This is a genomic window from Chryseobacillus diguaensis, assembly GCF_049220665.1.
Classification (GTDB): Bacteria; Bacillota; Bacilli; order Bacillales; family Bacillaceae; genus Metabacillus_B.
Map to the genome: position 1 here is coordinate 20,676 of NZ_JBMKNV010000001.1, position 25,267 is coordinate 45,942.

The 25,267-nt window shown below is 38.9% G+C and carries 26 protein-coding genes and 1 pseudogene; 16 read left to right on the forward strand and 11 right to left on the reverse strand.

Annotated elements, in window-relative coordinates; genetic code table 11:
- Positions 1 to 48: 48 nt before the first annotated feature.
- Together corA and ACOT8F_RS00100 are read left to right on the forward strand one after the other, a co-directional pair.
- Positions 49 to 1,017, forward strand: coding sequence for a magnesium/cobalt transporter CorA (gene corA / locus ACOT8F_RS00095; RefSeq protein WP_421649513.1), 969 nt, complete (start codon positions 49 to 51; stop codon positions 1,015 to 1,017).
- 72 nt (positions 1,018 to 1,089) lie between these two features.
- Positions 1,090 to 1,302 carry a hypothetical protein gene (locus ACOT8F_RS00100; RefSeq protein ID WP_421649515.1) on the forward strand — a complete coding sequence of 71 codons (213 nt, stop codon included), beginning with the start codon at positions 1,090 to 1,092 and terminating at the stop codon, positions 1,300 to 1,302.
- Positions 1,303 to 1,722: 420 nt separating this feature from the next.
- On the opposite strand, the gene ACOT8F_RS00105 is transcribed toward ACOT8F_RS00100, so the two are convergent.
- The 4 genes from ACOT8F_RS00105 to ACOT8F_RS00120 form a co-directional block, all read right to left on the reverse strand.
- Positions 1,723 to 2,106: a transporter gene (locus tag ACOT8F_RS00105; RefSeq protein ID WP_421649516.1), complete on the reverse strand. Its 384-nt coding sequence runs from the start codon at positions 2,104 to 2,106 to the stop codon at positions 1,723 to 1,725.
- A 115-nt stretch (positions 2,107 to 2,221) separates the two neighbouring features.
- Positions 2,222 to 3,190, reverse strand: coding sequence for a GGDEF domain-containing protein (locus ACOT8F_RS00110; RefSeq protein WP_421649517.1), 969 nt, complete (start codon positions 3,188 to 3,190; stop codon positions 2,222 to 2,224).
- A 206-nt stretch (positions 3,191 to 3,396) separates the two neighbouring features.
- Positions 3,397 to 4,935, reverse strand: a complete 1,539-nt coding sequence (locus ACOT8F_RS00115) for an MDR family MFS transporter (RefSeq protein WP_421649518.1) — start codon at positions 4,933 to 4,935, stop codon at positions 3,397 to 3,399.
- 297 nt (positions 4,936 to 5,232) lie between these two features.
- Positions 5,233 to 6,519, reverse strand: coding sequence for an NCS2 family permease (locus tag ACOT8F_RS00120; protein ID WP_421649519.1), 1,287 nt, complete (start codon positions 6,517 to 6,519; stop codon positions 5,233 to 5,235).
- Between the two features lie 288 nt (positions 6,520 to 6,807).
- Between ACOT8F_RS00120 and ACOT8F_RS00125 the strand changes: the two genes are divergently transcribed.
- The 4 genes from ACOT8F_RS00125 to ACOT8F_RS00140 all read left to right on the forward strand — a co-directional run bounded on the left by ACOT8F_RS00125 (position 6,808) and on the right by ACOT8F_RS00140 (position 10,471).
- Positions 6,808 to 8,127: an MFS transporter gene (locus tag ACOT8F_RS00125; RefSeq protein ID WP_421649520.1), complete on the forward strand. Its 1,320-nt coding sequence runs from the start codon at positions 6,808 to 6,810 to the stop codon at positions 8,125 to 8,127.
- A 74-nt stretch (positions 8,128 to 8,201) separates the two neighbouring features.
- On the forward strand, positions 8,202 to 8,852 hold the full coding sequence (locus ACOT8F_RS00130; protein ID WP_421649521.1) for a glycoside hydrolase domain-containing protein: 651 nt from the start codon (positions 8,202 to 8,204) through the stop codon (positions 8,850 to 8,852).
- Between the two features lie 128 nt (positions 8,853 to 8,980).
- The gene (locus ACOT8F_RS00135; RefSeq protein ID WP_421649522.1) at positions 8,981 to 9,886 is read left to right on the forward strand and encodes a chemotaxis protein; all 906 of its coding nucleotides are present in this window, start codon (positions 8,981 to 8,983) and stop codon (positions 9,884 to 9,886) included.
- A gap of 27 nt (positions 9,887 to 9,913) precedes the next feature.
- Complete coding sequence (locus ACOT8F_RS00140) at positions 9,914 to 10,471, forward strand: HD domain-containing protein (RefSeq protein WP_421650004.1); 558 nt, start codon at positions 9,914 to 9,916, stop codon at positions 10,469 to 10,471.
- A gap of 85 nt (positions 10,472 to 10,556) precedes the next feature.
- Here the strand turns inward: ACOT8F_RS00140 and ACOT8F_RS00145 are convergent, their stop codons facing one another.
- The 4 genes and pseudogenes from ACOT8F_RS00145 to ACOT8F_RS00160 form a co-directional block, all read right to left on the reverse strand.
- Entirely contained in the window at positions 10,557 to 11,036 is a 480-nt protein-coding gene (locus ACOT8F_RS00145) for a YkyB family protein (protein ID WP_421649523.1), read from the reverse strand.
- A 197-nt stretch (positions 11,037 to 11,233) separates the two neighbouring features.
- Complete coding sequence (locus ACOT8F_RS00150) at positions 11,234 to 12,742, reverse strand: HD-GYP domain-containing protein (RefSeq protein WP_421649524.1); 1,509 nt, start codon at positions 12,740 to 12,742, stop codon at positions 11,234 to 11,236.
- 358 nt (positions 12,743 to 13,100) lie between these two features.
- Positions 13,101 to 13,184 (reverse strand): annotated as a pseudogene (locus tag ACOT8F_RS00155) (hypothetical protein); the annotation flags it as partial.
- Positions 13,185 to 13,275: 91 nt separating this feature from the next.
- Positions 13,276 to 13,650: a L,D-transpeptidase gene (locus tag ACOT8F_RS00160; RefSeq protein WP_421650005.1), complete on the reverse strand. Its 375-nt coding sequence runs from the start codon at positions 13,648 to 13,650 to the stop codon at positions 13,276 to 13,278.
- A gap of 246 nt (positions 13,651 to 13,896) precedes the next feature.
- On the opposite strand from ACOT8F_RS00160, the gene ppx reads away from it, so the two are divergent.
- A complete protein-coding gene (ppx, locus tag ACOT8F_RS00165; protein WP_421649525.1) occupies positions 13,897 to 15,423 on the forward strand; it encodes an exopolyphosphatase in 1,527 nt (508 codons plus the stop codon).
- Positions 15,424 to 15,744: 321 nt separating this feature from the next.
- Positions 15,745 to 17,865 carry an RNA degradosome polyphosphate kinase gene (locus ACOT8F_RS00170; protein WP_421649526.1) on the forward strand — a complete coding sequence of 707 codons (2,121 nt, stop codon included), beginning with the start codon at positions 15,745 to 15,747 and terminating at the stop codon, positions 17,863 to 17,865.
- A 112-nt stretch (positions 17,866 to 17,977) separates the two neighbouring features.
- On the opposite strand, the gene ACOT8F_RS00175 is transcribed toward ACOT8F_RS00170, so the two are convergent.
- Positions 17,978 to 18,805, reverse strand: a complete 828-nt coding sequence (locus ACOT8F_RS00175) for a metallophosphoesterase (RefSeq protein WP_421649528.1) — start codon at positions 18,803 to 18,805, stop codon at positions 17,978 to 17,980.
- A 120-nt stretch (positions 18,806 to 18,925) separates the two neighbouring features.
- On the opposite strand from ACOT8F_RS00175, the gene fadH reads away from it, so the two are divergent.
- The 4 genes from fadH to ACOT8F_RS00195 all read left to right on the forward strand — a co-directional run bounded on the left by fadH (position 18,926) and on the right by ACOT8F_RS00195 (position 22,001).
- Entirely contained in the window at positions 18,926 to 19,690 is a 765-nt protein-coding gene (fadH, locus tag ACOT8F_RS00180; protein WP_421649529.1) for a 2,4-dienoyl-CoA reductase, read from the forward strand.
- 76 nt (positions 19,691 to 19,766) lie between these two features.
- Entirely contained in the window at positions 19,767 to 20,984 is a 1,218-nt protein-coding gene (locus tag ACOT8F_RS00185; protein ID WP_421649530.1) for an EAL-associated domain-containing protein, read from the forward strand.
- Positions 20,985 to 21,138: 154 nt separating this feature from the next.
- Positions 21,139 to 21,633, forward strand: coding sequence for a DUF3993 domain-containing protein (locus tag ACOT8F_RS00190; protein WP_421649531.1), 495 nt, complete (start codon positions 21,139 to 21,141; stop codon positions 21,631 to 21,633).
- Between the two features lie 158 nt (positions 21,634 to 21,791).
- On the forward strand, positions 21,792 to 22,001 hold the full coding sequence (locus tag ACOT8F_RS00195; protein WP_421649532.1) for a hypothetical protein: 210 nt from the start codon (positions 21,792 to 21,794) through the stop codon (positions 21,999 to 22,001).
- A 163-nt stretch (positions 22,002 to 22,164) separates the two neighbouring features.
- Here ACOT8F_RS00195 and ACOT8F_RS00200 read toward each other — a convergent pair whose 3' ends face one another.
- Both ACOT8F_RS00200 and ACOT8F_RS00205 read right to left on the reverse strand, forming a co-directional pair.
- Positions 22,165 to 22,404 carry a glutaredoxin domain-containing protein gene (locus ACOT8F_RS00200; protein ID WP_421650006.1) on the reverse strand — a complete coding sequence of 80 codons (240 nt, stop codon included), beginning with the start codon at positions 22,402 to 22,404 and terminating at the stop codon, positions 22,165 to 22,167.
- Positions 22,400 to 23,359 carry an MBL fold metallo-hydrolase gene (locus tag ACOT8F_RS00205; RefSeq protein ID WP_421649533.1) on the reverse strand — a complete coding sequence of 320 codons (960 nt, stop codon included), beginning with the start codon at positions 23,357 to 23,359 and terminating at the stop codon, positions 22,400 to 22,402. The genes ACOT8F_RS00200 and ACOT8F_RS00205 overlap by 5 nt, the downstream gene beginning before the upstream one ends.
- A 253-nt stretch (positions 23,360 to 23,612) precedes the next feature.
- Here ACOT8F_RS00205 and ACOT8F_RS00210 point away from each other — a divergent pair, with 253 nt between their 5' ends.
- From ACOT8F_RS00210 to abbA, 4 genes are all read left to right on the forward strand, one after another.
- Complete coding sequence (locus ACOT8F_RS00210) at positions 23,613 to 23,852, forward strand: YkuJ family protein (RefSeq protein ID WP_421649534.1); 240 nt, start codon at positions 23,613 to 23,615, stop codon at positions 23,850 to 23,852.
- A gap of 10 nt (positions 23,853 to 23,862) precedes the next feature.
- Positions 23,863 to 24,009: a hypothetical protein gene (locus ACOT8F_RS00215; protein ID WP_421649535.1), complete on the forward strand. Its 147-nt coding sequence runs from the start codon at positions 23,863 to 23,865 to the stop codon at positions 24,007 to 24,009.
- Between the two features lie 73 nt (positions 24,010 to 24,082).
- Positions 24,083 to 24,601, forward strand: a complete 519-nt coding sequence (locus ACOT8F_RS00220; RefSeq protein ID WP_421649536.1) for a ribonuclease H-like YkuK family protein — start codon at positions 24,083 to 24,085, stop codon at positions 24,599 to 24,601.
- Between the two features lie 86 nt (positions 24,602 to 24,687).
- Positions 24,688 to 24,879 (forward strand): antirepressor AbbA, encoded by a 192-nt coding sequence (abbA, locus tag ACOT8F_RS00225; RefSeq protein WP_421649537.1) that lies wholly within the window; start codon positions 24,688 to 24,690, stop codon positions 24,877 to 24,879.
- Positions 24,880 to 25,267: the final 388 nt, after the last annotated feature.

The following is a 25,267-nucleotide window of genomic DNA, read 5'->3' on the forward strand; positions in this document are numbered from 1 at the left end:
GGGGTATACCCTTTAGTAAGCAATTGTACAGAGAAAGTTGGAAATTTAATGATCCGAACCTTAGCTATCAATACAACAGGAGAAGTACTTTACGATCTGCCCCTCAGATCATTAAAAAATAAAGAAATAAAATGGTTTTGGGTTGACTTTCAAGCCCCAACAGAGCAGGAAATAACAATTCTTTCCCGATTTTTCCGCTTTCACCCCCTTGCCATTGAGGACTGTGTAGAATTTGTACAGCGCCCTAAGTTAGATTTTTATGATGATTATTATTTTTTAGTCCTTCATTCTATTAACCATAAAAACCTTGCAGCTGAAGAAGTCGATTTATTTGTGAGTGAACAATATATTGTTTCCTACCATAAAAGCTCTGTACGGGATTTGAATAATCTTTTTCTGAAAGTGAAAAAGGAACCTCATTTACAGACAGGTCCGATGCAGATTATGTATCAAATACTGGATAGTTTAGTTGATGATTATTTTCCTCCGGTTTATAAAATGGAAGATCTTCTGAATGAAATTGAAGAAAACACAAAAGGGCAGACAGTCAGTGTTCTAATGGACCAAGTCTTCTCGATTCGTTCTGATCTTTATAAACTTAGAAGAACAATTATACCTATGCGTGATCTGCTGTATCGGATGATATCATCAACCAGACTAAGCAAATTAAAGGAAAAAGAAATTTATCTACAGGATGTTTATGATCATTTGCTTAAACTTGTGGAAATGGTTGATGCCAATCGGGAATTGACTGCCGATATTCGTGACAGCTATTTATCGATCAGTTCGGAGAAAATGAATCGGATTATGATGACGCTCACTGTCATTTCTTCCATTTTCTTGCCTCTGACTTTTATAGCAGGTTTGTATGGAATGAATTTTGAAAACATGCCTGAGCTTAAATGGAAATACGGTTACTTCATTGCCTTAGGGGTGATGGCCGTTATTGGAGGAGGAATGATTATCTTCTTTTGGAAAAAAGGATACTTCCGATATAATAAATCTTCAAAATTATAAATCGACCCCCTTATACGAATGAGGCTTGACGAATAATGAAATATACTACCTCATGGAAAGAGGATGCGCGATATGCAAAAAGATGAAACGTTGTTGACTGCTGAAGAAGTTGTCATTGTTCAAAAGCTTAAAAATGAAATGTTTAATGCACTTACACTGGAACATATGAAATTTTACAAACAGGAAATTGATAAAATTTATGCGCAGGCCGTGAGACGGGAAGAGTTTATGGAAACGATGAAAACAAGAAAAAAAGGGAAGCTAATGAGACAGTCTTTCATTTAAAGATAAAATGAATAGCATAATCAAGTGCTGGCCTGAAAAGGGCCGGCACTTTTATATGGGCATAATTAAGTTCTCGGATAGAATTTTTAGCATTTTTTCTGGCTCTATAATATTTGTTGGGTTGAGAAACAAATTCGACATAAAAAAACGCGCAGCCACCAATTCTCTTTATAATTGAATTTTCGAGAAACAAGTAAAAAGATTGGGTCCGCGTATGTATGGATTTTATCGAATTTGCCAGGATTTAAGGAAGCTGTAGTTACAAGAATGGAAGAAGCAGGAGAAGTCATTCACATTCACATTGAGATGGAGAGGAAGCTCCATCGCTGTCCTCATTCCCTTAAATTCCAAAAAAATAAAAAAGGACATGACTCAAAAAGTGTGACGCACTTTTTAATGAATCAGTCCTTGTTTTTTAATTCAGGTACAGTAGAAAGACCTGATTTGGGATACATCATAGCCTGAGTAAAACCATCTATATTGATACGGGTTATACTGATATCCTGCCACAGAGGTTCTTCCAGCGTAAACAGGATAAAACCAAAAGGATCTTCCGCTCTTTAGCCGAATATATGTGTATCGGAATAAGCAACCTCTAATGGAACCAGGATCCACAGCGTAAAGAGAAACCCCTTCAGGAGGAATGACACTTGGAGGAGTACCTAAAGCAGGCTGGCTCTGTCTTCCTGATCCTCCTTCGGGAAATCCTGGCTGAAAAGGGGGCTGTCCCCCAGTTGGAAAACCTTGGCCCTGGCCGGGACCTAAAGGAGGAGCTCCTGGAAACATACGATTATAATTGTCCACTTCATTGCCTCCCAGTCATATTGTCTGCTCAATTAGAATATGAAGAATGGGTAGGCGATGTTAAAAAAGGACTTATTCATAAGCGCTTGGCAATTATGAATAAGTCCTTTTTTAATTAGACTGTTGTTTGTGCATCAATGTAGCGGACAAAACAGCTGGTGGGGTTGGTTTTGCATTGTTTCTTAGTTTTGGCCGCAATACCGCTTAATTCTTCAACCGTTTTGAATTGCCTGTCTTCGTTAGTGACAACTGCAATAGAAAGGGCAACAAGCGGGATATCTAAAAAGCGGTTGTCACGTGTAACTGTATAAATAGAACCTCTCTCCCAATCAGACGGGTCATAAAATTGTTTCAGCCTTATAGAATACTCTTTAATGATGGATTCACACACTGACTCAAATTCATAATGAGGCAGAATCGCTACGAAATCATCACCGCCGATATGACCGACAAAAGCATTTTCTGTTCCATTCAACAAAATGTATTTATTCAGTATACTTGCGGTTTCCTTTATTAAAAGATCGCCTTTATTAAAACCGTAAGTATCATTGTAGGTTTTAAAATGGTCTAAATCAGTATATAAAAAAGTAAAAGGTTCATTTTTAGCGATTATTTCCGTTAGCTGATTTTCTATCAGCACATTGCCAGGCAGCCCCGAAAGAGGATTTGTGTAGGTCGCAATATTAACCTGGACCTCTGCAAACTTAATCAGTAAGGTTTTAATGCTGACCACACCTGCAAGACGATTATTTAAGGTAACGATTACATAATCGTATAAATGTTCCTGAAGGCGCTCCATTGCAAGAGAGCTGACTTTTGTTAATGATTCGAAATAATCTACGATAAGAGGTTGTTTGTCCATGACAAGTTCAATGGACCTTCCCATAAACAGATCATAACCGTATTTAGAGGACAGTTTCTGATAAAAATGAGACTTCATCACAAGTCCAATCGGTGCATCCGATTGGGTAACAACAATTCCCTCAAGGTCATGCTGGTCTTCAAACAGCCCGTTAACTTCGCTGCTCTTGGTGTGTATATGGACTGAAGGGACCTGATCAATTATATCTCCAATCTTTATCATAACTACCGTCTCCTTGTTTATCCCTTGCTTATTACTACTATTTTACTATAAAAAACGGATTTGGAAATTTTTCTGAATGTTAAATTATTGTAAAGGTCTTTAGACCTATTTTTTTCACTAACCTATTACCTGCGGCAATCATTATTTCGAAAAAAGAACAGCTTTATCAGCTGTTCTCATTGAAGGAATTAATTATCCGCACTTATTCATTCAGCCATTCCAGGCTTTTTCATAGCATGAGCAGCAGAAGGTTTTTGGCTTGTTTCAAGTCTGTTGTTAGGCATCAAAAGGACAAAGACCAGAGCCAGAACTGCCGCAATTAAAGACCAGCCAAACATAGATGAAATGGATTCAGCCATCGATTTAGAAATTTGTGCAAGCACATCTTTAGGAATATTAGCTCTCGCACTGGCAGATAAAAGTGCTCTCGTATCGCCTGTAGGACTGAACTTGGAAAAGTCAGGAAACGCTTTTGTCAGCTTATCAATAAAAAGGTTATTTTGAATTGTACCAAAAATGGTAATGCCAAGAGTCATTCCGATGGAACGGAAAAAGGCGTTTGTTGAGTTCGCTGTTCCCCTTTGTCTCATAGAAATTCCGTGGATCGAGGCCATACTGAGCAATGGAAAGGAGAATCCAACGCCAAGTCCCATGATCGCCATAAATACCGTAACAAGAATTCTAGGTGTTTCAGCAGTAAGTGTGCTGAGGAGGTAGATCCCCGTAATAAAGAAAAGGGCTGAGATGATCATTAGATTTCTGTAGGACGTTTTTGCAGCAAAGCCGCCTCCGATCTGGCTTCCAGCTACACTTCCCAGCATCATTGGAGTAAGAATGAGACCTGCATTGGTCGCAGAGCCGCCATAAACTCCTTGTACAAATATGGGAATAAAGATTGTGCCGAGAATAAACGCTGATCCATAAAAGAATCCTGCTCCCTGGCTTGCAGCAAACAGTCTGTTTTTGAAAAGACTGAATGAAATGATAGGATCAGAAGCTTTCTTTTCGACATAAATAAAGAAGGCTAAAAATACTGCAAATCCGCCAAATAATAAGAACATGAGAGGGGAGGTCCAATCAATTTCTTTTCCGCCAAGTTCAAGTGCAAACATAAGACATAAAACAGAGGATACAAGGAGAATGGCACCTGCCCAATCGATTTTTTGCTCTCTTCTTTCCATCGATTCAAAATAGAATCGAAATACAAAAAACAGAGCAGCAAGTCCAAGGGGGATGTTCACATAGAAAACCCAGCGCCAATCGAGATAATCTGTCAAATATGCGCCAAGGAGCGGGCCAAAAACACTTGAGATCCCAAATACTGCTCCGAATAATCCGGACATTTTTCCGCGCTTCTCAGGAGGAAAACTATCGAACATGATTGTAAAGGCAATTGGCATCAGCGCCCCGCCTCCAAGCCCTTGGATGGCACGGTAAATGCTGAGCTGAACCATATCATGCGCTGTTCCGCAAAGAATGGAACCGACAATAAAAATAAGCAGTCCCGCCATGAAAAAACGTTTTCTTCCATACATATCCGACAGCTTTCCGAATATCGGCATGCCGGCTACACTTGCGATCATGTAGGCAGAGGTTACCCAAATAAACTGATCAAGGCCTCCAAGATCACCAACGATTGTCCCCATGGCTGTTGCCACAATGGTATTATCCATTGCAGCCATAAGGATGCCTAAAAGAAGCCCTGCCACGACAAATCCTTTTTTACTTGCTTTATTAGCCATCATTTTCTCCTCTCGTTCTAAGAACCCATTATAAAGGCATTATATAGTGTATTTTCACTGGTTAGCAATCTTTTCTAAAATTAAAAAATTATAGAATTTCCATATAGGCTTTTTAGCTGCTATCAAGAATTTTAAAAAAGAGAGGGATGCCAATTTATCGAGTTTGATATGTAGCATAAAGGACAAATTGTTTCAGCAGTGAAAAAGGGATTATCGTATAGGGGACAGAGACCAAGCAAGCAAAAAAACAGGCTCAGGCAGACCAGTAAATAGTCTACCTGAGCCAGCATCACCTGTTATCTAATGAAGAGATTGAAACAAAAAGTTAACAAGAAACAGGAAGGCAATGACATAAAGGGGTAACGTTACTTCTTTTCCGCGTTTCATTGCCATTTTTAAAATGGGATACGCAATAAATCCGAAGGCCATGCCATCAACAATACTGTAAGTCAGCGGGATCAAAGCAATGATTAAAAATGCCGGAAAGCTTTCTGTAAAATCCTGCAGATCAATCTTTTGGATGCTTTGAATCATCAAGCCGCCGATTAGAATAAGAATGGGAGCAATGGCACTGTCAGGAACAAGTTTAACAAAAGGCAGAAAGAAAAGAGATAAGAGAAAGAAAAGTCCTGTTGTAATTGCAGTTAAACCTGTTCTTCCGCCAGAAGCAATTCCTGCCGCTGATTCGACTGTGCTGACTGTCGGACTTGTTCCTGCAACTCCTGATAAAAAGGCAGACAGGGCATTTGCCTGAAGGGCTTTTTTAAACTTATCAGGCCGGTTAATCATACCCACATGTCCATGGACCAATCCTACATTTTCAAATACTATAACCATTGTCAGGGAAAAGACAGCTGCCCAGAAACCAAATTGCAAAAGGCTGTGAAAGGAGAGAGCTCCAAACACATGGAAGTAATCTGAAAAAGGGGACCCAGAGCCTTTAGAAGCTGATGGATCAATTAATCCAAAGCTTGCTGCAAGCATTGATCCAAACAGAATACTGATCAGAAATTCACCTTTTACTCCTCTTGCAAACAATATCACTGTTACAAGCAGTGTGATGATTGTCACAATGACATGAGGATCACTTAAATTGCCCATTTTGACAAAAGTGGTGTCGCTTGAGACAACGAGTTTTCCTTTTTGAAGCCCGATAAATGTAAGAAATATACCGATTCCGACTGTTATGGCTTCTTTGATGGATGAAGGAATAGCTTTTGAAAGGATGTCTGTCAACCTTGAAAAAGCAATGACGGTGAATAAGAGACCTGAAACGGCAACAGCTGCCAAGCCTTCTTTCCATCCAAGTCCCATCGATTGGCATATGGTATACGTAAACAAGGCATTTACACCCATGCCAGGCACTAAAATGATTGGTGCATTTCCCAAAAAGCCCATAATGAGGCATCCTGCTACAGAGGAAAAAATGGTTGCAATTATACCTGCTTCAAGCGGAATGCCTGCATCTGAAAGAATCGATGCATTAACAACGACAATATAAACGATGGTAAAAAAGGAAACTGCACCTGCTAGCAATTCTCTTTTTACTGTTGTATCATTCTCCTTAATTTGAAAAAATTTATTCAAAGGAACCTTCCTTTAATAAACGACCCTCAACCCAACCCATGAAATCGAAAAAGCCGATTCACATAAAGCATTATACCAGCAGAATGGAAAAGATGCATCTCTGTAATATGATAAACCAGACTGTTACGCTGGAAAAATTATTTTATTCATTCAACAAATACGAATTCTCGCTTCAGCAGTCTGCAGCACCTTAGAGTAAAAAAACCGCAATTCATAATAAAGGGAATAGGCTAAATCTCACAGAAGTATATAGGCTGGAACCTATTTTAATGGAAAAGGGTGTAGAACATGCCTCAATTAGAGACGGAAACTGCGTCAGTTAAGAAACATAATGTATGGAAGCTCTATCTATCTATTCCAATTTTATCTTGGGCCTTATTTGATTTTGCTAATACGATCTTTTCCTCCAACGTTATTACAATCTTTTTTCCATTTTATCTTCAGGAAACAATTGGCCAGAGTGAAAAGCTTAACCAAGTCGCAAGCACGTTTATATCATATGCCAACTCTGTTGCCAGTCTTTTCCTTGTTCTCTTCTCCCCCTTATTTGGTGTTTTGATTGACAGGACGGGTAAAAAGAAACAATATATTATTCCTTTTATTTTGATTACGGTAGTTTTTACTATATTGATGGGGGTTTTTGGCTCCTTGAATTGGATCAGCAGCTTTATGGGAATACCTTTGTCGCTATTTCTTGTTATTTTGTGCTTCATCTTTGGGCAGTTCTTTTATTCTTCAAGTTTAGTATTCTATGATTCAATGATTTCAGACCTAACCCACAAAAGGAACATTCCTTTAATATCAGGTTTTGGCGTTGCCGTTGGCTATATTGGAACGCTTGCAGGTCTAGGTGTTTATCCGTTTATTGGGGATTCTGGTTTTCACAGGGCGTTTATTCCAACTGCCATACTGCTCCTCATTTTTTCTTTGCCGCTTATGATTTTTATTAAAGATAAAAAGCAGGTTTCTACTGCTGAAAAAAAGCCGTTTATCAGCGGCTACAAGGAAATATATCAGACTTTTTTGGAAATGAAACAGTTTAGAAGCATTTTTTTATTTATGATTGCTTTTTTCTTTATTAGTGATGCCCTTTCGACGGCTATAGCCATGATGGCGGTTTATGCAAAAGCCATTATAGGCTTTTCAACAGGGCAGTTTATTATCTTGTATCTTGTTTCCACTTTATCAAGTATTATCGGTTCATTTATATTCGGATATGTGACAAGATCTGCCGGTCCAAAGAAGGCTATTTTCATTGTTGGTATTCTCCTCTTAATTGCCTTGATGCTGGCAGTTTTTGCGAATGCACAGTGGATGTTCTGGATTGCAGGCAGCTTATTCGGTGTCGCACTTGGAAGCATGTGGGTCGCTTCAAGAACGTTTATCGTTTATTTGACACCGGATGAAAAGAGAGGACAATTCTTCGGACTCTTTGCGTTCTCAGGTAAAATTTCTGCCATAGCAGGTCCTCTTCTTTATGGAACAATTACATTCCTTTTTAGAGACTATGGAAATCTTGCAAGCAGGATGGCTCTCGGTTCATTGATGCTTCTCGTGCTTATTGGACTCTTGATTCACAGTAGAGTAACACACGAAACACTAGAGTAAAGCTTACGGGGCACCAAAAGCCCGCCTTATCATATATATAGAAACAGATATGATGTGAAAGGGTGTGGGTTCCCTTGGCCCGAAAAGTTTGGGGAGTTGATTCTGCCAGAAAGGTAGATCAGGTACTGCTTAGCTGTGTCCTGCAAAACTTTGGGACACCGAAGTTCTGGGGCAGGTATTTAACGGACATTTCAAATGTTTCCAGAGGAATGACCAAAATGGAAATCAGTTTTCTTAAAAGCCATAATATTAAAGTACTTCCAATCTACAATGTATTTGACCAGGCGATCGGGCGGGAAAAGGGGATCACAGCAGTGCGGAATGCCGTTTTTCATGCCAGGAGGCTGGGTATACCGCAGGACACAGCCATTTTTGCAAATGTTGAAAGTTTTATTTCAGTTGATGATGAATGGCTCGCGGGCTGGACAGAAACCATGGTTACATCAGGATACAAAGCCGGATTTTACCATGATCCTATAAGAGGAAGCTTCCCAGAAGCTTATTGCTCAGCAGTTAAAAAGAACCCGCAAATTGCAATGCAAAGCATTCTTTGGAGCGCAGAGCCCGAGACGGGTGTCAGTACCGAACGGAAAGCGCCAAATTTTCAGCCGGCAGTGCCTAAATGCAGAGGAAATGTGTGGATTTGGCAGTATGGCCGTGAAGCGGAATCATGCTCAATTAATACGAATTTGGCAGATGAACGCGTGATGAAATTTCTTTATTAGATAATATGAGTGTCAAGCTTCAGACATCTGTTCATATTTCGTCACCAATACTAAATGAACCAGGGGTTCATGCCGATATAAATAAAAGAAGAGGTACCAAATATGCGTGTGATGGAAGGACGAAAAGAATGAACCAGCAAAAAGGGATATTATTGGAATCTGGAACGAACGAACTTGAATTGGTTGAGTTCGGAGTTGGAACAAATAAATTCGGAATCAACGTGATAAAGGTTAAAGAAATCATTCAGCCAGTAGACGTCACACTGGTCCCGCATTCTCATCCGCATGTTGAAGGGATCATTGAATTGCGGGGAGAAATACTGCCTGTCGTGAACGTTGCGAGGGCTTTGAATAGTGAACCGATGCCTCAAACGAGAGCGAGTAAATTTATTGTGACGGAATTTAATAAACAAAAAATGGTGTTTCACGTGGATTCCGTCACTCAAATTCACAGGATTTCATGGAATGAGATTGAAAAGCCATCTCATATGTATCAAGGACTGGAAAGTCATATAACTGGCGTGATTAAGCTGAACGGAGATATGATTCTTCTTCTTGATTTTGAAAAAATTGTTGTAGATATCAGTCCGGAGTATGGAGTTAGCGTTGAAAAAGTAAAAAAGCTTGGAGAACGGGAACGATCTGAGAAAAAACTTGTTGTAGCAGAGGATTCTCCATTGCTCCGAAAACTGCTTCAGGAAACACTGAATGAAGCCGGATTTATAAACCTGGAGTTTTTTGAAAATGGACAAGATGCTTTGAACTTTCTGCTTTCCCTGATTCAGGAGGGAAAAGCCATTGAAGACGAAATTCAGCTTGTCATTACGGACATCGAGATGGCCCAAATGGATGGACATCATCTTACTAAGCGCATTAAAGAAACAGCAAATCTTGAGAAGCTTCCAGTTGTCATATTCTCCTCCTTAATTACAAATGATCTTCTTCATAAAGGTCAAATGGTAGGGGCGAATGCGCAGGTCTCCAAACCTGAAATAGGGGAACTGGTTGCCAAGATTGATCAGTATATTTTATAGTTGAAGCTATAGATTGATTATTTGGAGGTGCTTCTTCTGAAAAAAGTTGATCAGGCTAAACGGTTTGCTGAGCAAATGCATCAGGGACAGGTGAGAAAATTAACAGGAAAGCCCTACTTTACTCATGTGGAAAATGTCGCAAGCATCCTTCTGAAAGCTGGCTGCAGTGAAGAATTGATTGCAGCTGGTTATTTACATGATATTGTGGAAGACACCTCAGTGACGATAGATGAAATTGAAGAAATGTTCGGATCCGATATTGCACGTCTTGTGGCTTCTAATACAGAAGATAAGTCTCTGTCATGGGAAGAACGCAAACGCCATACAATCTATTGTGCTGCAGATGCAAGTCTAAAGGAAAAGTGTTTGCTTGCAGCGGATAAGCTGGACAATATAAAAAGCATGTATGATGCATTTCAAAAAAGCGGGGAAGAAATTTGGGGTCATTTTAAAAGGGGAAAGGACAAGCAAGGATGGTACTATAAAGGTGTTACAGAAAAATTGTTTGAGAACCTTGAAGCTAAAAGTGTGCCAACTTTTTTTTTCTCTCTTAAACGGTATGCAGATGAATTGTTTACTGAGTGATCAAATATAAAAATTTGCAAATAAAAAGCATGCCATGACATCGGCATGCTTTTTTCATATCTATAATAACAATAAAAAATCTTACTTAAAAATAACTTTCTCCAAGGCGTTTGAAGACAGGTTTAGAATAAGCGTGCTGCTTTTTAGGAGCTGTTTGTTTTTTTTCTTGGTTTTGGTTTTCTTTTATGCCGACATATGACTGCAAGAGCGTTTTTGCTTTTGTGAGAGACAGGTGGGTTTTTGGGTTTCGGTAGGTTGAATTCAGGGTTCCCAGATGTGGCAATTGTTCGAAGTCTTCCTTTGATGGGGGCATATGAAAATAATATTTTCCTGCACAAACCAGCACGTCAGATTGCTGTTGGCTGTATTTGGGATTTTGTGAAAAATGCAGTCCTTTTTTCTGAGCTTTTCCTTCAGAAACCAATTTTAAGAGGGCCTTCTTTTTAAGCAAATAAAGAAACTTAGGGTTAGATGCTGTTTTTGCATGCTTATTTACAACAAATATTGCTTTAGATAAATTTTCAATTGTGGGTTCATATGAGAAGGAACAATTTCTATCTTCCATTCTTTCTCTCCTTTTTTGTAATTTCTCTCTTTTGGTAAGCGGAATCCGGTCCAGCTTAATGCTCCCAAATTTCTTATTAACTCTCATTATACTTTCTGAAAAAGGTAATTTGCAACCATAAGCAGATTACCTTTCTTTTGAAGGGCTTGGGAATATCTGACCAATTGAGAGAGGAATGATCATTAGACTGTAGGTATTTATCCGTTAGCAGCTTTTCCCATTTGATCATTTTGCATGATTTTCAAAAATAAATCAGCATAATAAGGGTCCCACTGGGTGTCTTTTCCTTGTTCAATAATCTGAAGGGCTTTGTTTAATGGCATACCTTTTCGATAAGGCCTATCTGATGTCATTGCATCGAAAGCATCAGCTACAGCAAGTATTCTTCCGAATACAGGTATATCATTCCCCTTTTTTCCTTCCGGATAACCTAAACCGTCAAATCTTTCATGGTGATAGCGAACGCCTGGGATTAAAGAAGCCATTTCTTCCATTGGCTGTACGTTGGAAAGTATATTGGCTCCGATAACTGGGTGCTTTTTGATTTCCTCAAATTCCTCGTTTGTTAATCTGCCTTCCTTCAATAGGATTTCATCCCTTATTCCGATCTTTCCAATATCATGAAGAAGGGCAGACTTTTTCAAAAGGTCGAGTTCTTCTGGAGGCAGCATTGCTTTTTGGCCTATCATCACAGCATATTCGGATACTCTGACAGAATGCCCTGCAGTATAAATATCTTTTGCGTCAAGGGTAACAGCAAGGGTTCTGAATAAGCTTTCCAGCAGCTGGCTGTTAATTGGGTCCCGTTCCTTCAGCCCGTCAATCATCTGATTATAGCCTGTAATCAGTTTTGAGAATTCATCAGAATATATCTCATCTCTATACGCAAGATCTCCCCGTTCAACCTGCTGGATTCCCTGCTGAAGACTGCTGATCGGGTCAACTATATTATGAAACAGCAGGTAAGCTCCCAAAACGGCAAAAACAACTGACATGACCAGAACGACTCCCGCCCAGCGCCAATAATCAGTCAGTAAAGGGAGAGATGCTTCAGTGATATGTACTTGAGTAGCAAGACTGAAAAGAATAAGCGGGAAGACGCCAATATAAATAGCACTGTACATAATTTTGGTGCGGATCGAAATAAAAACATGAGACTCTTGAGCTAGATCGATTTTGTGAACACGGTGCGTTTTTTCCTTTAAATTTGCCAAAATAGGCAAAATGGACTGAGAGGACAGAAAAAATTCTATAACAGAGTGCATTCCAGCAAATAAGATTGCTCCAAGCATTGCGAGCATCACATAGTGTATTGGAAAGGATAGCAGTTTATCATGCATAGCAAGCAAAGTGAGAGAAATACCGGGAACAGAAAAACCAAAAAGATGGGGGCCATAAATTCGATATACGGTATACATTGGAAACTGATGTGCTTTTTTATAAGCAATAGCGAGAACTTCAAGAGGCGGAGAGTCAGCAAGCATGGCCAGCCGGATAGGTTTGAGGTGTAATTGGAAAAACAAATATTCAAGTGTCACCATAATAAGAAAAGATACAAAAATAATTCCTCCAAGAATGCATGTTTCCCAAACAGTCATTTGCAATGTAGAAAACACAAAAATAGCCCCAATACCAAAAACAGCTGCAATGGATCCTATAAAATAATTTCTTAACGCAGTTCGGGAAAAAGTCCGATAAATGTTCAAAATAGACACAACCTTTAGTAACATTAACATTCTATTCCTATTATACTAAATTTTGTCGAATGATAAAGGCTTGAAATAAAAATAGACAGCCGAAATACTGACTTTAAAGTGCTGAACGGATACTATTTTTAGATTTATTTTTTGCGGCAGGTCTTGTATAGTCAATAGCTGCTGCTCGTTCGCTCAATTTTGGAAGAACAGATGCGTATTGATAAAAAACACATAATATGATAGAAGCCATTCCAAACTATATGTAGTCTAACTTTCCTATTACATTTGGGAAGAGAAGAGCAATAAGCGCAAGCGCTAAAGTCTGCGTAGCATCATCAGCGGATCAATCCAGCCGCTTACCCTTCCTAATATTTCCGATGGTTGTCCCCATTTGTGAGGAAAGAGCTGCTGAAAAAAGTTTTGCAAAATTTGGGTTTTTGAATATTTCCATCTCAACGCTCCTAATAATAAGGCTCTTTGCAATCGAAGATGATTAAATAAGAAAGACAGATGATGTTAGTCTGCTTATGATGAGGAAAAATTTATCGCTGGATTTTAACTGCAGTCCCATTAGGAACCAGGGAAGCAAGCTCTAAAACATCTTTATTATACATTCTAATACAGCCGTGCGAAACAGTTTTTCCAATTGTTGCGGGATTATCGGTACCATGAATGCCATAATGCGGTTTCGATAAACCAAGCCACTTTTCGCCGTATGGCTCGCCGGGATTAGGCTCTCTGTTCACGATAAAATATTTGCCGACTGGCGTTCGCGTAAGCATTTTTCCAATCCCCACAGGATAATTCTTAACAATTCTGCCAGCTTTTAAAAGGAAAAGCCTCTTTTTTGAAAGAGATACAATAATGGAATAGGGGTTAATTCTTGAATTTTTAAAGGCAGGGCCATACAATGGCATATCTTGGGGCAAATGAACAAAACGATTATATTCAAGAGCTTGGCTGATTGCCTTTTTAAAGAATTGCTGTTCATATTTCATCAGGACACTCCTTATACAATTAATTACACATTAAAGCAGCAGTGTTCTTTAAAGATTTTATGCAAGTGAGCAGCCCATTTGCAGACGCAGTGAGAAAATTTTCGTGGGCTGAAATTCAATATGGTATAATTAGGTCGATCTTTTAGGGGATAGGGTGTTTTTATTATGAAAGAAAAAAGTGCGATTATTGATATTGGTTCCAATACAATGAGATTAGTTATATACGAACGCGATAAAAGCCAGAGGCTGAGAGAAGTAGAGAATGTTAAGTCTGTTGCAAGGCTGCGCAACTACTTAACAGAAGAAAGTGTGCTGACAGAGAAAGGAATTCAAGTGCTGCTTGAAACCTTGATAAGTTTCGAGGAAGTCACAAGGCATCATGGCCTGAAGGATATAAAATGTGTGGCAACCGCTACGATTCGCCAAGCTGTTAATCAAAAAGAAATTCTCCGGGCAGTAGAGGAAAAGACGGATTTTAGCATTCGGGTTCTCTCTGAATTTGAAGAGGCTTATTATGGTTTTTTAGCAGTAGTCAATTCTACTGCTATTAAAGATGGAGTTACGATTGATATCGGAGGCGGAAGCACTGAGGTCACCCTATTCAAGAATCGGGAAATGAAAGAATTCCACAGTTTTCCTTTTGGAGCACTATCTTTAAAAAAACAATTTGTAAAAAATAATATTCCGTCCCAGCAAGAATTAAAAAAACTGCAGCAATTTCTCAAAGCGCAGTTTCTATCTCTTCCGTGGCTGATAAATCAGCGCCTTTCCATTATAGGAATTGGAGGAAGTGCGAGGAATCTGGTGCAGGTTGAGCAAGCTATGAGAGGTTATCCCCTTGCTGGAGTTCACCAGTATGAAATGAAGAAGCCAGATATAGAAATGATTCAAAACTATTTGACTTCACTTTCATTTCAGGAACTGCAAAGGGTAGAAGGCTTGTCAAAAGACAGGGCAGATATCATTATTCCAGCAATAGAAGTGTTTAAAATGCTGTATAATATAACAGATTCCACAGGTTTCATATTAAGCAGAAAAGGCCTTAGGGATGGGGTTTTTTATGAAGAATTAACAAAAGGGTTTGGCGTCGATAAATTTCCCAATGTCGTAGAAGAAAGCTTTCATGATCTCGCTGTAGATTATGATATTGATTTGGGACATGTTTTTCACGTTACAAACCTTGCGGGTAACCTTTCAAGGCTCATTCAGAGGGAAGGTTATGTGAGTTTCAGTGAAGCGGATTTTCTTGATTTGAAAAGAAGTGCCTTTGTTTACAATTTGGGCCAATATATTGACTCGGAATCGAGCAGCCAGCACACCTTTTATCTCCTGGCGAATCGTACAATTGACGGTCTGCTGCATAAAGAACGATTGAAAATTGCTCTTATAGCATCTTTTAAAAGCAAAGCATCATTCAAACAGTACATCGAGCCTTTCTTCAGCTGGTTTTCAAAGGAAGAGCAGCAGAACATGCGCCTTCTTGGAGCTATTTTGAAATTCTCTTACAGCTTAAATGCTACAAGACGAAATGTTGTCGAAAACATTGAACTGAAAAGGGATAAAAAAGGGCTTGTCTTTACCATCTACTGCCGTCAGGACTGGAAGCCTGAGGAATATCAGGTGGAGAAACAAAAAAAACACCTGGAAAAACTTCTGAAGACGAATATAGAAGTCATCTTTACACAAACTTAACTAAAAAGCTGATTTATCACATGGATACGAGGATAGAAGTCTTTTTGGGACTTCTATTCTTTTTCCCATATAACAATTTACATAGCCTCGGTCTTTCCTCATTAACCATGTAAAGGATTTCCGGTTTAAAAGGGGGTATTGCGCATTAAACAAATGAGCATTCATAAGTGTCTAGAACAGAAAGAAGAGAGTGATCCATCTTCATGAATGCAAGCATATTAGAGCTATTTACATAACGAAACCCAATGGATTACTTTGTAAGAAATAAGAGAAAATAATAAATAATCATTATTTATGTCAATTTAGAAGGTGACGAAAAACATGAATACATCTACATTAAAGACCCACATTCAACTAAAAAGTCCAATGTACTATAACAATCGTGAGTTAAGCTGGCTTGCTTTTAATGAAAGAGTTCTTGAAGAGGCAATCGATGATCGAAACCCCTTATTAGAAAGATTGAAGTTTCTGGCCATCTTCAGTTCTAATCTCGACGAATTTTTTATGGTTCGTGTCGCAGGGCTGAAAGATCAAGTGAAAGCAGGCTTTAATAAACCGGAAAATAAAGCAGGACTGACACCGAAGCAGCAGCTAGCATACATTGCATCAAAAAATCACGATTTAGTGGAAAGACAATATAGAACGTTAAATGAATTACTTCTTCCAAAGCTAAAAGAGGAGAGTATTGAATTCCTTTCAATGAATAATTTAGACAAACGGCAGCTCAGCAGGCTGGAAGAATATTTTGAAGAGCAGGTTTTCCCAGTATTAACTCCTATGGCTGTTGATGCCTATCGGCCATTCCCAATGCTTCTGAATAAAAGTCTTAATCTTGCCGTCATAATTGAAGACGAGGATGAGTCCGAAGAGAACAAGATGAAAACTGCTATTGTACAAGTGCCATCCATGCTTGAGCGGTTTGTCAAAATTGAAAGTGAAGGTTGCGGACAGCAATTTGTTCTTCTTGAAGAGCTTTTGAGCCACTTTATTTATAAACTTTTCAAAGGATATCAGGTTATATCCGTTTCAACGTTCAGAATTACCCGAAATGCTGACATGACTATTCATGAAGAGGGAGCAAGGGATCTTCTGAAAGAAATCGAAAAAGAATTAAAAAGGCGCAAGTGGGGAGCGGAAGTTCGCCTTGAAGTAAGAAAAAACGCTTTTGACTCCAATATGCTTTCTTATTTAAGAAGTGAGCTTGAAATTCATGAAAAAGATGTATACGAAATTGATGGTCCTCTTGATTTAACCTTTCTTTTCAGCTTTTATAAAGTGCTGTCATGGAACAATGAACACCTTATTTATCAGCATCTGGTACCTCAGCCTCCTCGTGATCTTGCTGCTTTGGAAATGAAGGACCTATTTGAACAAATTTCTGATAAGGATATCTTTTTGCATCATCCGTACGAGTCATTTGAGCCGGTTATTGATTTCGTATCGGAGGCAGCAGATGATCCGGACGTATTAGCAATTAAGCAAACTCTTTACAGAGTAAGCGGTGGATCACCTATTATTGAAGCTTTGAAACGCGCAGCTGAAAAAGGGAAGCAGGTAACCGTTCTGGTTGAATTAAAGGCCCGTTTTGATGAAGAAAATAATGTTCATTGGGCGAAGGAACTTGAAAAAGCCGGCTGCCATGTGATCTATGGAATGACGTATTTAAAAACGCACAGTAAAATAACCCTGGTTGTTAGAAGAAGATACAATCGCATCGAACGGTACGTTCATTTAGGTACAGGAAACTACAATGATAAAACCGCAGACCTTTATACGGATATGGGCTTGTTTACTTCAAAGAGGAAGTTTGGGATTGATGCGACAAACTTTTTTAACTATCTAAGCGGTTATACTGAAAAACCGGAGTTCCATCATTTATCTGTAGCTCCATTTGATATCCGCCGCGATTTTATCAGGCTTATCGATCAGGAAATTCATTATCAGAAAAAGTACGGGAATGGGCGAATTATCGCAAAAATGAACTCCCTTACAGACAAAGACATTATTATGAAGTTATATGAAGCTTCCAATGCTGGTGTGAAAATTGATCTTATCGTTAGGGGAATATGCTGTTTAAAACCTGGAATTAAAGGTGTCAGTGACAATATCCGTGTCAGAAGCATTGTAGGCCGATTTCTTGAACACAGCCGCATTTACTTTTTCCACCATAATGGGGAAGAGAAAACTTATCTGTCTTCGGCTGACCTTATGACAAGGAACATGGAGAAAAGGGTCGAGATCCTTTTTCCAATCTATGAAGGAAACATTAAAAAAAGGATAAACAGAATTTTAGAAATTTTACTTTCAGATAATACGAAGGCAAGAGAACAAAATAGTGATGGTGTATACCAATATGTAAAATTAGATGCCAATGAAGAGGAAGTGGACAGTCAGCTAGTTCTTTTTGATCATGCTTACCACTTAATGGAAGACGAAGAATAAAGGACTGCTCCCAAAATGGGTCTTGATTGTCTGCAAATTCGAACTATGCCTAGTTTGGATGCAGCTATCTGGAAACAAGTTTTGGGGGCAGTCTTTTTTTAGTTAGAAGAGACTATTTTGCTAATGTAAACAGCGTTATTTCCGGCAAAGAAAAGAAGCGGAAAGGAAGACGAGTCGTTCCAAGACCCCGATTTACATAGAGTTTGGTTCCTTTTTTTTCATATAGTCCCTGGGTATACAAAGCTGGCTTATTTATTGAGCCATAGAAGGGCAGCCGGATTTGTCCTCCGTGGCTATGACCAGATACTTGAAAATCAACCTTATAACCGGCCGCTTTCTCAATAGCATCTGGCTCGTGGGATAAAAGAATCGTAAAATCGTTTTTTCTTAATCCATTTAATGTTTTATGGTAATCTGGCTGACCGAGCATAAGATCATCTATTCCAGCAATAGTTAAGCGGGATATATGGTGAGAGTTAATTTGGATGGAGCAGTTTTGAAGAACATGGAAATTTGCCAGACTCATAATCTTTTGGTAGTTTTCTGTTCCGTAGCCTCCATGATCGTGATTGCCATAAACGGCAAACTTGCCAAGGGGGGCCTTTGCTTGTTTTAATATGTCAGCAATTAAGTGAATCTCTTTATATTTGTTTGGTTCATCCATTAAGTCGCCTGTAAATAAAATGAGATCTGGCTTAAGTTCATTTATTTTGGCAACAACTTTTTTCAACTTTGCAAGGCTGAAATCTTTGCCTAAATGCAAATCACTGAACTGAAGTATTTTTACTCCATTAACGCTTTTTGGCAAATTGGCAAATTTTAAGGTAAGCCGGTTTACTTCTATTAATTTTGGCTCTACAAATCGGCTGTAAAAAAAAAGAGATAATCCAAACAGAAAAAAAAGAACAAGAACTTTCATTTTCCAGGGAATTTTTTTCATTTGTCATATCAGCCCTGCCTTTTTTCTACTAATTTATGATTATCGTTAGGATAGAAGAACAATATATGATAAAATATGAATGGTTATTCATTCATATTTAATAGGTAAGGGGATGGGGATTTGGAAGGTAAGGTAGTGATTGTCACAGGCGGTTCAAACGGAATGGGAAAGGCAATGGCTAAGCGGTTTGCTGAAAAGAAGGCCAAGGTTGTGATTACCGGAAGAAATCCTGAAAGGCTTGAAGAGGCAAAAAAAGAACTGACTGAAAATGGGGAACAGGTCCTGACCTTTCAAATGGATGTCCGGGAGCCTGATAAAGCAAAAGAAATGATTGACTTCACAATAAGCCATTTTGGGACTCTGGATGTTCTCATTAATAATGCTGCAGGGAATTTTATATGTCCAGCTGAAAAACTCTCCGTAAATGGCTGGAATTCTGTTATCAATATTGTGCTGAATGGTACTTTTTACTGCAGTTCAGCAGCAGGGAATTACTGGATTGAAAATCAAAAACAAGGGTCTATTATTAATATGGTTGCAACCTATGCTTGGAATGCAGGGGCGGGAGTCATTCACTCAGCTGCAGCTAAAGCAGGTGTGTTATCGATGACAAGGACGCTGGCTGTTGAATGGGGGAAACGCTATGGGATTCGAGTTAATGCTATTGCTCCGGGGCCTATTGACCGAACCGGCGGGGCGGATAAACTATGGGAATCGGAAGCAGCTGCTGCAAGAACACTTGACAGCGTTCCATTGGGAAGACTTGGGACACCAGAGGAAATTGCTTCACTCGCTGCCTTTCTGATTTCAGATGATGCAGGATATATTAATGGCGAATGCATTACGATGGACGGAGGCCAGTGGCTAAATCCTCATCCATTCTAAAATAAAGCCTGTAAACCCCTTGCTTGTTCTATGATATAATCATACGAAACAAGAGAGAGGCAAGGGGGTTTTTTGCATGGATTCACTGGACATTCTGACTAACGCAGAGCACATTATTCCGTATTTTCAGGCTGTATACAGCGCTGATGAACAAACGGTTATTGGGTATGAAATTTTGGGGAGAATTAAAGTGGATCAAAAAGTGGAATCCATGGGCCCATTTTTTTTGGATGATTCTGTTCCGGAAGAATATAAAATTGAAATGGACGACCTCGTTCTAAAAAAAGCGCTGGAAAAAGTTTTGGAGAATCAAGAAAATGTGCTTCTTTTTGTAAATAGAGACGCAGATTTACTAATGATTGATCAAGGCGAAAGCTTTCTCAGTCTTTTAAAGGAATTTCAGGGAAAAGGACTTAAGCTTAACAGGGTTGTTCTAGAAATGACAGAACATACTTTTAAAGGGGATTTTACAAGACTTCAGCACATGCTTACTTATTTACGTACATATGGCATTAAATTATCGATTGAGAATGCTGGGCAGGAAAGCAGTAATCTAGATCGGATCGGCAAACTGTCTCCAGAAATATTAAAAATTGGCCTTCAGCCTCTCATCACCACTTCTCCTGATCAGGCTTACCATAATGTTCTTCATTCTATTTCCCTTCTGGCAAGAAAAATTGGAGCTACTATCCTCTATGAGGATATTGAGGTGGACTTTCAGCTGCAATATGCGTGGAAAACAGGAGGGCGGTACTTCCAGGGCTTTTACCTGAGCAGGCCTAATCCAGAATTTTTGGAACAAAACGTCTTGAAGGAAAAACTTGCGGCAGAATTCCACCACTTTATTCAGCGCGAAAAAAGAAAGATTGAAACCTTTCAGCGTGCTGCAGCAGACTTCTCTCAGCGAATTCAAAGCCTTATGGCTAAAAACAAAAAACTTTCAGGGCAATACGACAATTTAATTAAAGAACTGGCAGAGGATCTTTCGGATTGCAGTTTCCGTATATATATTTGCAATGAGGATGGTTTTCAGCAAACGGGAAATATCTTTAAACTTGAGAACGGCTGGGTTACCCAGCCTGAATACTATATGAAAAATTGGAGCTGGCGTCCATATTTTTTGGAAAATATCATAAGAATGAGAACCAATAAAAAAGGGTATTTCAGTGATTTGTATAGAGACATAGAAACAGGGGAAACAATCAGAACTTTTTCATTTCCAATCGATGAGCATTTATATCTTTTTATTGATCTTCCTTACACTTATTTGTATGAACAGGAAGGAATGCTCTAACTATCTATAAGGCTGTCCGCTAATCCGGACAGCCTTTTGTCAAAGTTTAAACCGTTCAAGGCGCTTGCATTTTTCTTATGAAAATGTTTTGTGCATGTCCTGTTGTGGAAAAGCTTACTATAACATATCAGCAAATAACTGGAGGTTGGAAAAATTGAAAAAATTCACATACTTATTAACAGCCGGCTTTCTTTCTTTTTCAATCTGTATGCCGATGACAGGGCACGCAGCATCAAAGGAAACAGTCAATCAGAAAGAAGCATTTTCTTTTTTGAAAAAAACCTTTAATGCCCAGGTTTCTCTGACCGAAAAAGAACGGTCTAAAGCGGAAATGGAACAAATCTTATCACAATACATGACCCCAAAGCTCGTTAAACAATACATGAAAGCAAATGCAGTGAAGGGTGAGAAGGAATGGATCGTTTACGGGACAGATTACCCTGTTTTAACTGTTCCTTTCTTCGACTACAATAACAGAACGAAAGTAGAAGAAAACAAGGATAGTGTCCTAGTCTACCAGCACTTCAACTCAGAAAATAAAGCCGCTGTAAATTCTGATGATCATTATGAATCGGTAAAATTAGTTAAGATAAATGGAAAATGGAAAGCTGATTCTATTGAGGACTATACAAAACAGCTGCGAGACTAGTGGAGCAAAAAATAAAAAGCAGAACAATAGGAGCTGATCTTATAAGATCAGCTTCTTTATATTGTGAAAGTGCTTGAATGAGACAAAGCAAGCATTTCATAGGGTAATGGCAGCGGGGACATTGATAAGGGCCATACCTGCTTAGAGGAGGTTCACTTATGTTTACAAGGATTAACAAGCTGCTGATTGAATTGCCGGCTCCAAAGCTCCAGATGCCAATGCTGCATCAGCTGTGCAGGATTGGCTTGGAAGAAAAATTCGGAGAGATGTCAACATTGCAGAAAAGAAATTTACCCCTTTTTATAGGCATCTCGGAAGAAGACTTCATGGAAATTGCAAGAAGGCTGCAGCGGTCAGCCGGGATTTAAAAATGCTGTCCGAATGGACAGCTTTTTTAAATCGTTTAGATGGATACATTGCTAAGATGATTTGTCCAGCACCAACTGCATCCTGCCCGAGGCTTTAGGCTGCTTCAGAAAATCCAGCAAAGTAAGAACAGGACTTTGCTGGATTGTACTTTTCAATCATTGCCTAGTTTTGTATGCCAAGCAGCTGTTCCAGTGTTTTTATATCAAACCCTTTTACGATCGCATTATCAACTGCAACAGTAGGAGTACTGTATGATTTTAGCTGATTTATCAAAAAATCTCTGGCTTTGCTGTTCTCCGTTATGTTTATTTCCTCAAATGCAATTTGGTGATGGTCTAAAAATTGTTTTACAATTTTGCAGGGGGGACATTCGTTTTGTGTATAAACGGTTACTTTTTTAATCAATCGGATGGTCTCCTTTTTTAAAATAATCCGCTAATCCCATGGCGCAGACTGATAAATCCAGCTCCAAAATTTCGTAGACCCGGTGAGTGTCTGGGATGCCTTCGCTTCTTAAATAGGTCTGAACTTTTTTGAAGAGCAATTCTTTTATCGCAGCAGTGCCGCCATCATTGTTTGAAGCAAGCAGCGAAGTTTCAGCCGCTTCTAAAAAAACAGGCAGCCATTTTTCAAGTGAGGAAAAGGCCTTTTCAGGAGAAAAACTGGCTCCGTAATGACTGAAGTAAATGACTTCAGGGTTATACTTGCTAATTTTTTCTGCTGAAGCCATCATCTTTTTGGGATCAAATTGATTGGGGGATGTGGAAGGCAAATAAAACTCTAGCCCCTGATCCAGCAGTTCCTGATAAAAGATCCCGATGGTATCGCCTGTAAATATTCCTCTGGATAAGGAGTCCAGAATACTGAAATGATGGTTCGCGTGCCCGGGAGAATCTATAAATTCAAGCGTTCTGTTTTTGCCTATTTCAAGCGTTTCTCCATCTTCTTTTACTAGTATTCGGCTTTCAGGAATTGGCAGGATAGGGCTGAACAGTTCGTCGAACTTGGAACCGTAAACAGCCCTTGCTCCTTCAATAAGTCTTTTAGGATTGGCCAAATGCCTTGCACCTTTTGGGTGAACAATTACTTTAGCGTTAGGACAGCTTTTTAGCAAAAGTCCCGTTCCGCCTGCATGATCCAGATGGATATGCGTCACAATAATATAATCAATTGCTTCAGGTGAAACGTTCAGCTGTTTAAGGCCACTTAACAGATAAGGAACGGAAGGACTTGCTGAGGGCTCAAGCAGAACGGTTTTTTCATCCTGAATGAGGTAAGAGCTTGTGCGCCCCTCTCTGTTTAAATCATGGCTGTCAATAATATGGATTGAATCGTTTAAAAGAAATTTTCCTCCCATTTTATTACCCCCTAGTAAATAATTGTACAAACTCTTCCGTTTTTTTGTTTGTCAAGACCATTTATTAAATAAAAAACGTCAAATTGTGCGATATGGAAAGCTTCTGTCATTCAATCTCCATTGTAATTGTGTTACACTTTCTAGTAAAGAAACTTGAAGAAACACCAGTATAAGCATGGATAAAATCCTATTGGATTGTTCAGATTAGTAATAAGTCGAACTGGATGCGTTCTTCGAAAGGAGAAACAATATAATGTCTCAGCTATTAGGTATTATTCAAAGATTGCAAAGCCTGCAGGAAACTGCAACGGGGAGCGAACCGTCACAGCGCTTTTTCGAGGTTGAAGGAGAAAAAAAATGCAGCGTAAAATATTTTGATAAAAGCGGTACATATGAGTTGGAAGTATATGAAAAAGGGGAAAAGCCTCAATCCTTCCAATTTGACAATATCGATATTATAGCTATCGAAATATTTGATCTTCTGCAAGCATAGGAGGAACTTTATGAAGCCGCCAAAAGCCATTTGCCCGAACTGTTTGGATCAAAAAGAATTATCTGGCGTTTTGACTGCACAGGCCAATCAGAATGTGATTTATACATGTTCAGCCTGCGGATACATAGTTAAGAACATTCAAACCAGCAAAGGCTAATTGATATTCCAGTGACATATCCTTTTTTGTTTTCGTATATGTTTAACATGAGAACCTATTAAGGAGATGCATGATGACCGAAACTTTATTGTTTTATAATATCTCTGAAGGAAACATGTCATTTCAGAGAGTAATGACTCGATTAAAAGCTTTCATTCAGGCAGATCCCCGTTCAGAGTATGTCCTTTCAATAGGGACCGATTCTCATGTTCATCATAAAGAAACAAAATTCATCACTGCTATTCATTTACACCGAATTGGCAAGGGTGCGTGGGGATGTTTGAAGAATATGATTATTCCAAGAGCTATCCAAAGTCTTCACGAAAAAATTTCGACGGAAACCGCGTTAAGTCAGGAATTAGCGTATATTTTTACCAGTAAATATCTGGCCGAGCTGTCAGATATTCTCATTCCGTTTTCCGACGAAGGAGCCGACTTAACTTTTGAAATTCATCTCGATATTGGAAGAAAAGGCTTAACGAAGGATCTTATTCAGGAAATGACCGGGAGAATCCAGGCGATGGGAATTGATGCCAAAATAAAACCTGATTCCTATACCGCTTTCGGGTATGCCAACAGGTATACAAAATAGACCAATTCTTGTCGAAACTTGCGTTTGACGAACCTTTTGCCTTTTTATTATGCTTGTTTTGAGAAATAAAAAGGGGGCAATAAAAAATGGGTTTGGCAGTAGAACAAATTTCGGGAGACGATCAGAAGCTTTTGGTTAATATCCTATTAAAACAACAATACGCATTGGAATTGGTCAGCAGTGAGATAAATGATATTGAGTGCGGCGATAAGGCGGCCTGTGAAGAAGAATATAACAGATTGCTGGCATTGTATGACTTACTTCGGTTCAGCAAATGATTAGATAAAGAACGATGCCTATTTTTGGAAGGGGTATCGTTTTTTATTACGGCTCTTTTCTTAAATTTTGTTGTTTTTTCATCTAAAAAAATAAATTTTAAAGTAAGAGTACATCCGCAATTTTTAAGAAAAGATGCCACGAAGCTAATCTTTATGCATGTTCTAAACTTATCCGAATAGCATCAATCTTTGCGTGTTCTAAAAACATACGAATGGCAGCCTTTTGCGTAAACAGCCTTGGTTATAAAAAATTCAGCACTCTTACGTGGCACAAACAGTTATGACTTAAGGACTTTTTCCTGGCCGTTTTCTTAAAGTCTTTTTTGAGAAGGGTAAGAAAAAAGCCCTGAAATTTTTTTATTCACTTCGTTATGCCAAAAAATTGGCG

Excerpts from the sequence above, each read along its gene's own strand:
- corA (WP_421649513.1), top strand. The coding sequence starts at position 49 with ATGATCCGAACCTTAGCTATCAATACAACAGGAGAAGTACTTTACGAT.
- ACOT8F_RS00100 (WP_421649515.1), top strand. The coding sequence starts at position 1,090 with ATGCAAAAAGATGAAACGTTGTTGACTGCTGAAGAAGTTGTCATTGTT.
- ACOT8F_RS00110 (WP_421649517.1), bottom strand. The coding sequence starts at position 3,190 with ATGATAAAGATTGGAGATATAATTGATCAGGTCCCTTCAGTCCATATA.
- ACOT8F_RS00115 (WP_421649518.1), bottom strand. The coding sequence starts at position 4,935 with ATGATGGCTAATAAAGCAAGTAAAAAAGGATTTGTCGTGGCAGGGCTT.
- ACOT8F_RS00125 (WP_421649520.1), top strand. The coding sequence starts at position 6,808 with ATGCCTCAATTAGAGACGGAAACTGCGTCAGTTAAGAAACATAATGTA.
- ACOT8F_RS00135 (WP_421649522.1), top strand. The coding sequence starts at position 8,981 with ATGAACCAGCAAAAAGGGATATTATTGGAATCTGGAACGAACGAACTT.
- ACOT8F_RS00145 (WP_421649523.1), bottom strand. The coding sequence starts at position 11,036 with ATGGAAGATAGAAATTGTTCCTTCTCATATGAACCCACAATTGAAAAT.
- ACOT8F_RS00160 (WP_421650005.1), bottom strand. The coding sequence starts at position 13,650 with ATGCCATTGTATGGCCCTGCCTTTAAAAATTCAAGAATTAACCCCTAT.
- ppx (WP_421649525.1), top strand. The coding sequence starts at position 13,897 with ATGAAAGAAAAAAGTGCGATTATTGATATTGGTTCCAATACAATGAGA.
- ACOT8F_RS00170 (WP_421649526.1), top strand. The coding sequence starts at position 15,745 with ATGAATACATCTACATTAAAGACCCACATTCAACTAAAAAGTCCAATG.
- ACOT8F_RS00175 (WP_421649528.1), bottom strand. The coding sequence starts at position 18,805 with ATGAAAAAAATTCCCTGGAAAATGAAAGTTCTTGTTCTTTTTTTTCTG.
- ACOT8F_RS00185 (WP_421649530.1), top strand. The coding sequence starts at position 19,767 with ATGGATTCACTGGACATTCTGACTAACGCAGAGCACATTATTCCGTAT.
- ACOT8F_RS00195 (WP_421649532.1), top strand. The coding sequence starts at position 21,792 with ATGTTTACAAGGATTAACAAGCTGCTGATTGAATTGCCGGCTCCAAAG.
- ACOT8F_RS00205 (WP_421649533.1), bottom strand. The coding sequence starts at position 23,359 with ATGGGAGGAAAATTTCTTTTAAACGATTCAATCCATATTATTGACAGC.
- ACOT8F_RS00210 (WP_421649534.1), top strand. The coding sequence starts at position 23,613 with ATGTCTCAGCTATTAGGTATTATTCAAAGATTGCAAAGCCTGCAGGAA.
- ACOT8F_RS00215 (WP_421649535.1), top strand. The coding sequence starts at position 23,863 with ATGAAGCCGCCAAAAGCCATTTGCCCGAACTGTTTGGATCAAAAAGAA.
- ACOT8F_RS00220 (WP_421649536.1), top strand. The coding sequence starts at position 24,083 with ATGACCGAAACTTTATTGTTTTATAATATCTCTGAAGGAAACATGTCA.
- abbA (WP_421649537.1), top strand. The coding sequence starts at position 24,688 with ATGGGTTTGGCAGTAGAACAAATTTCGGGAGACGATCAGAAGCTTTTG.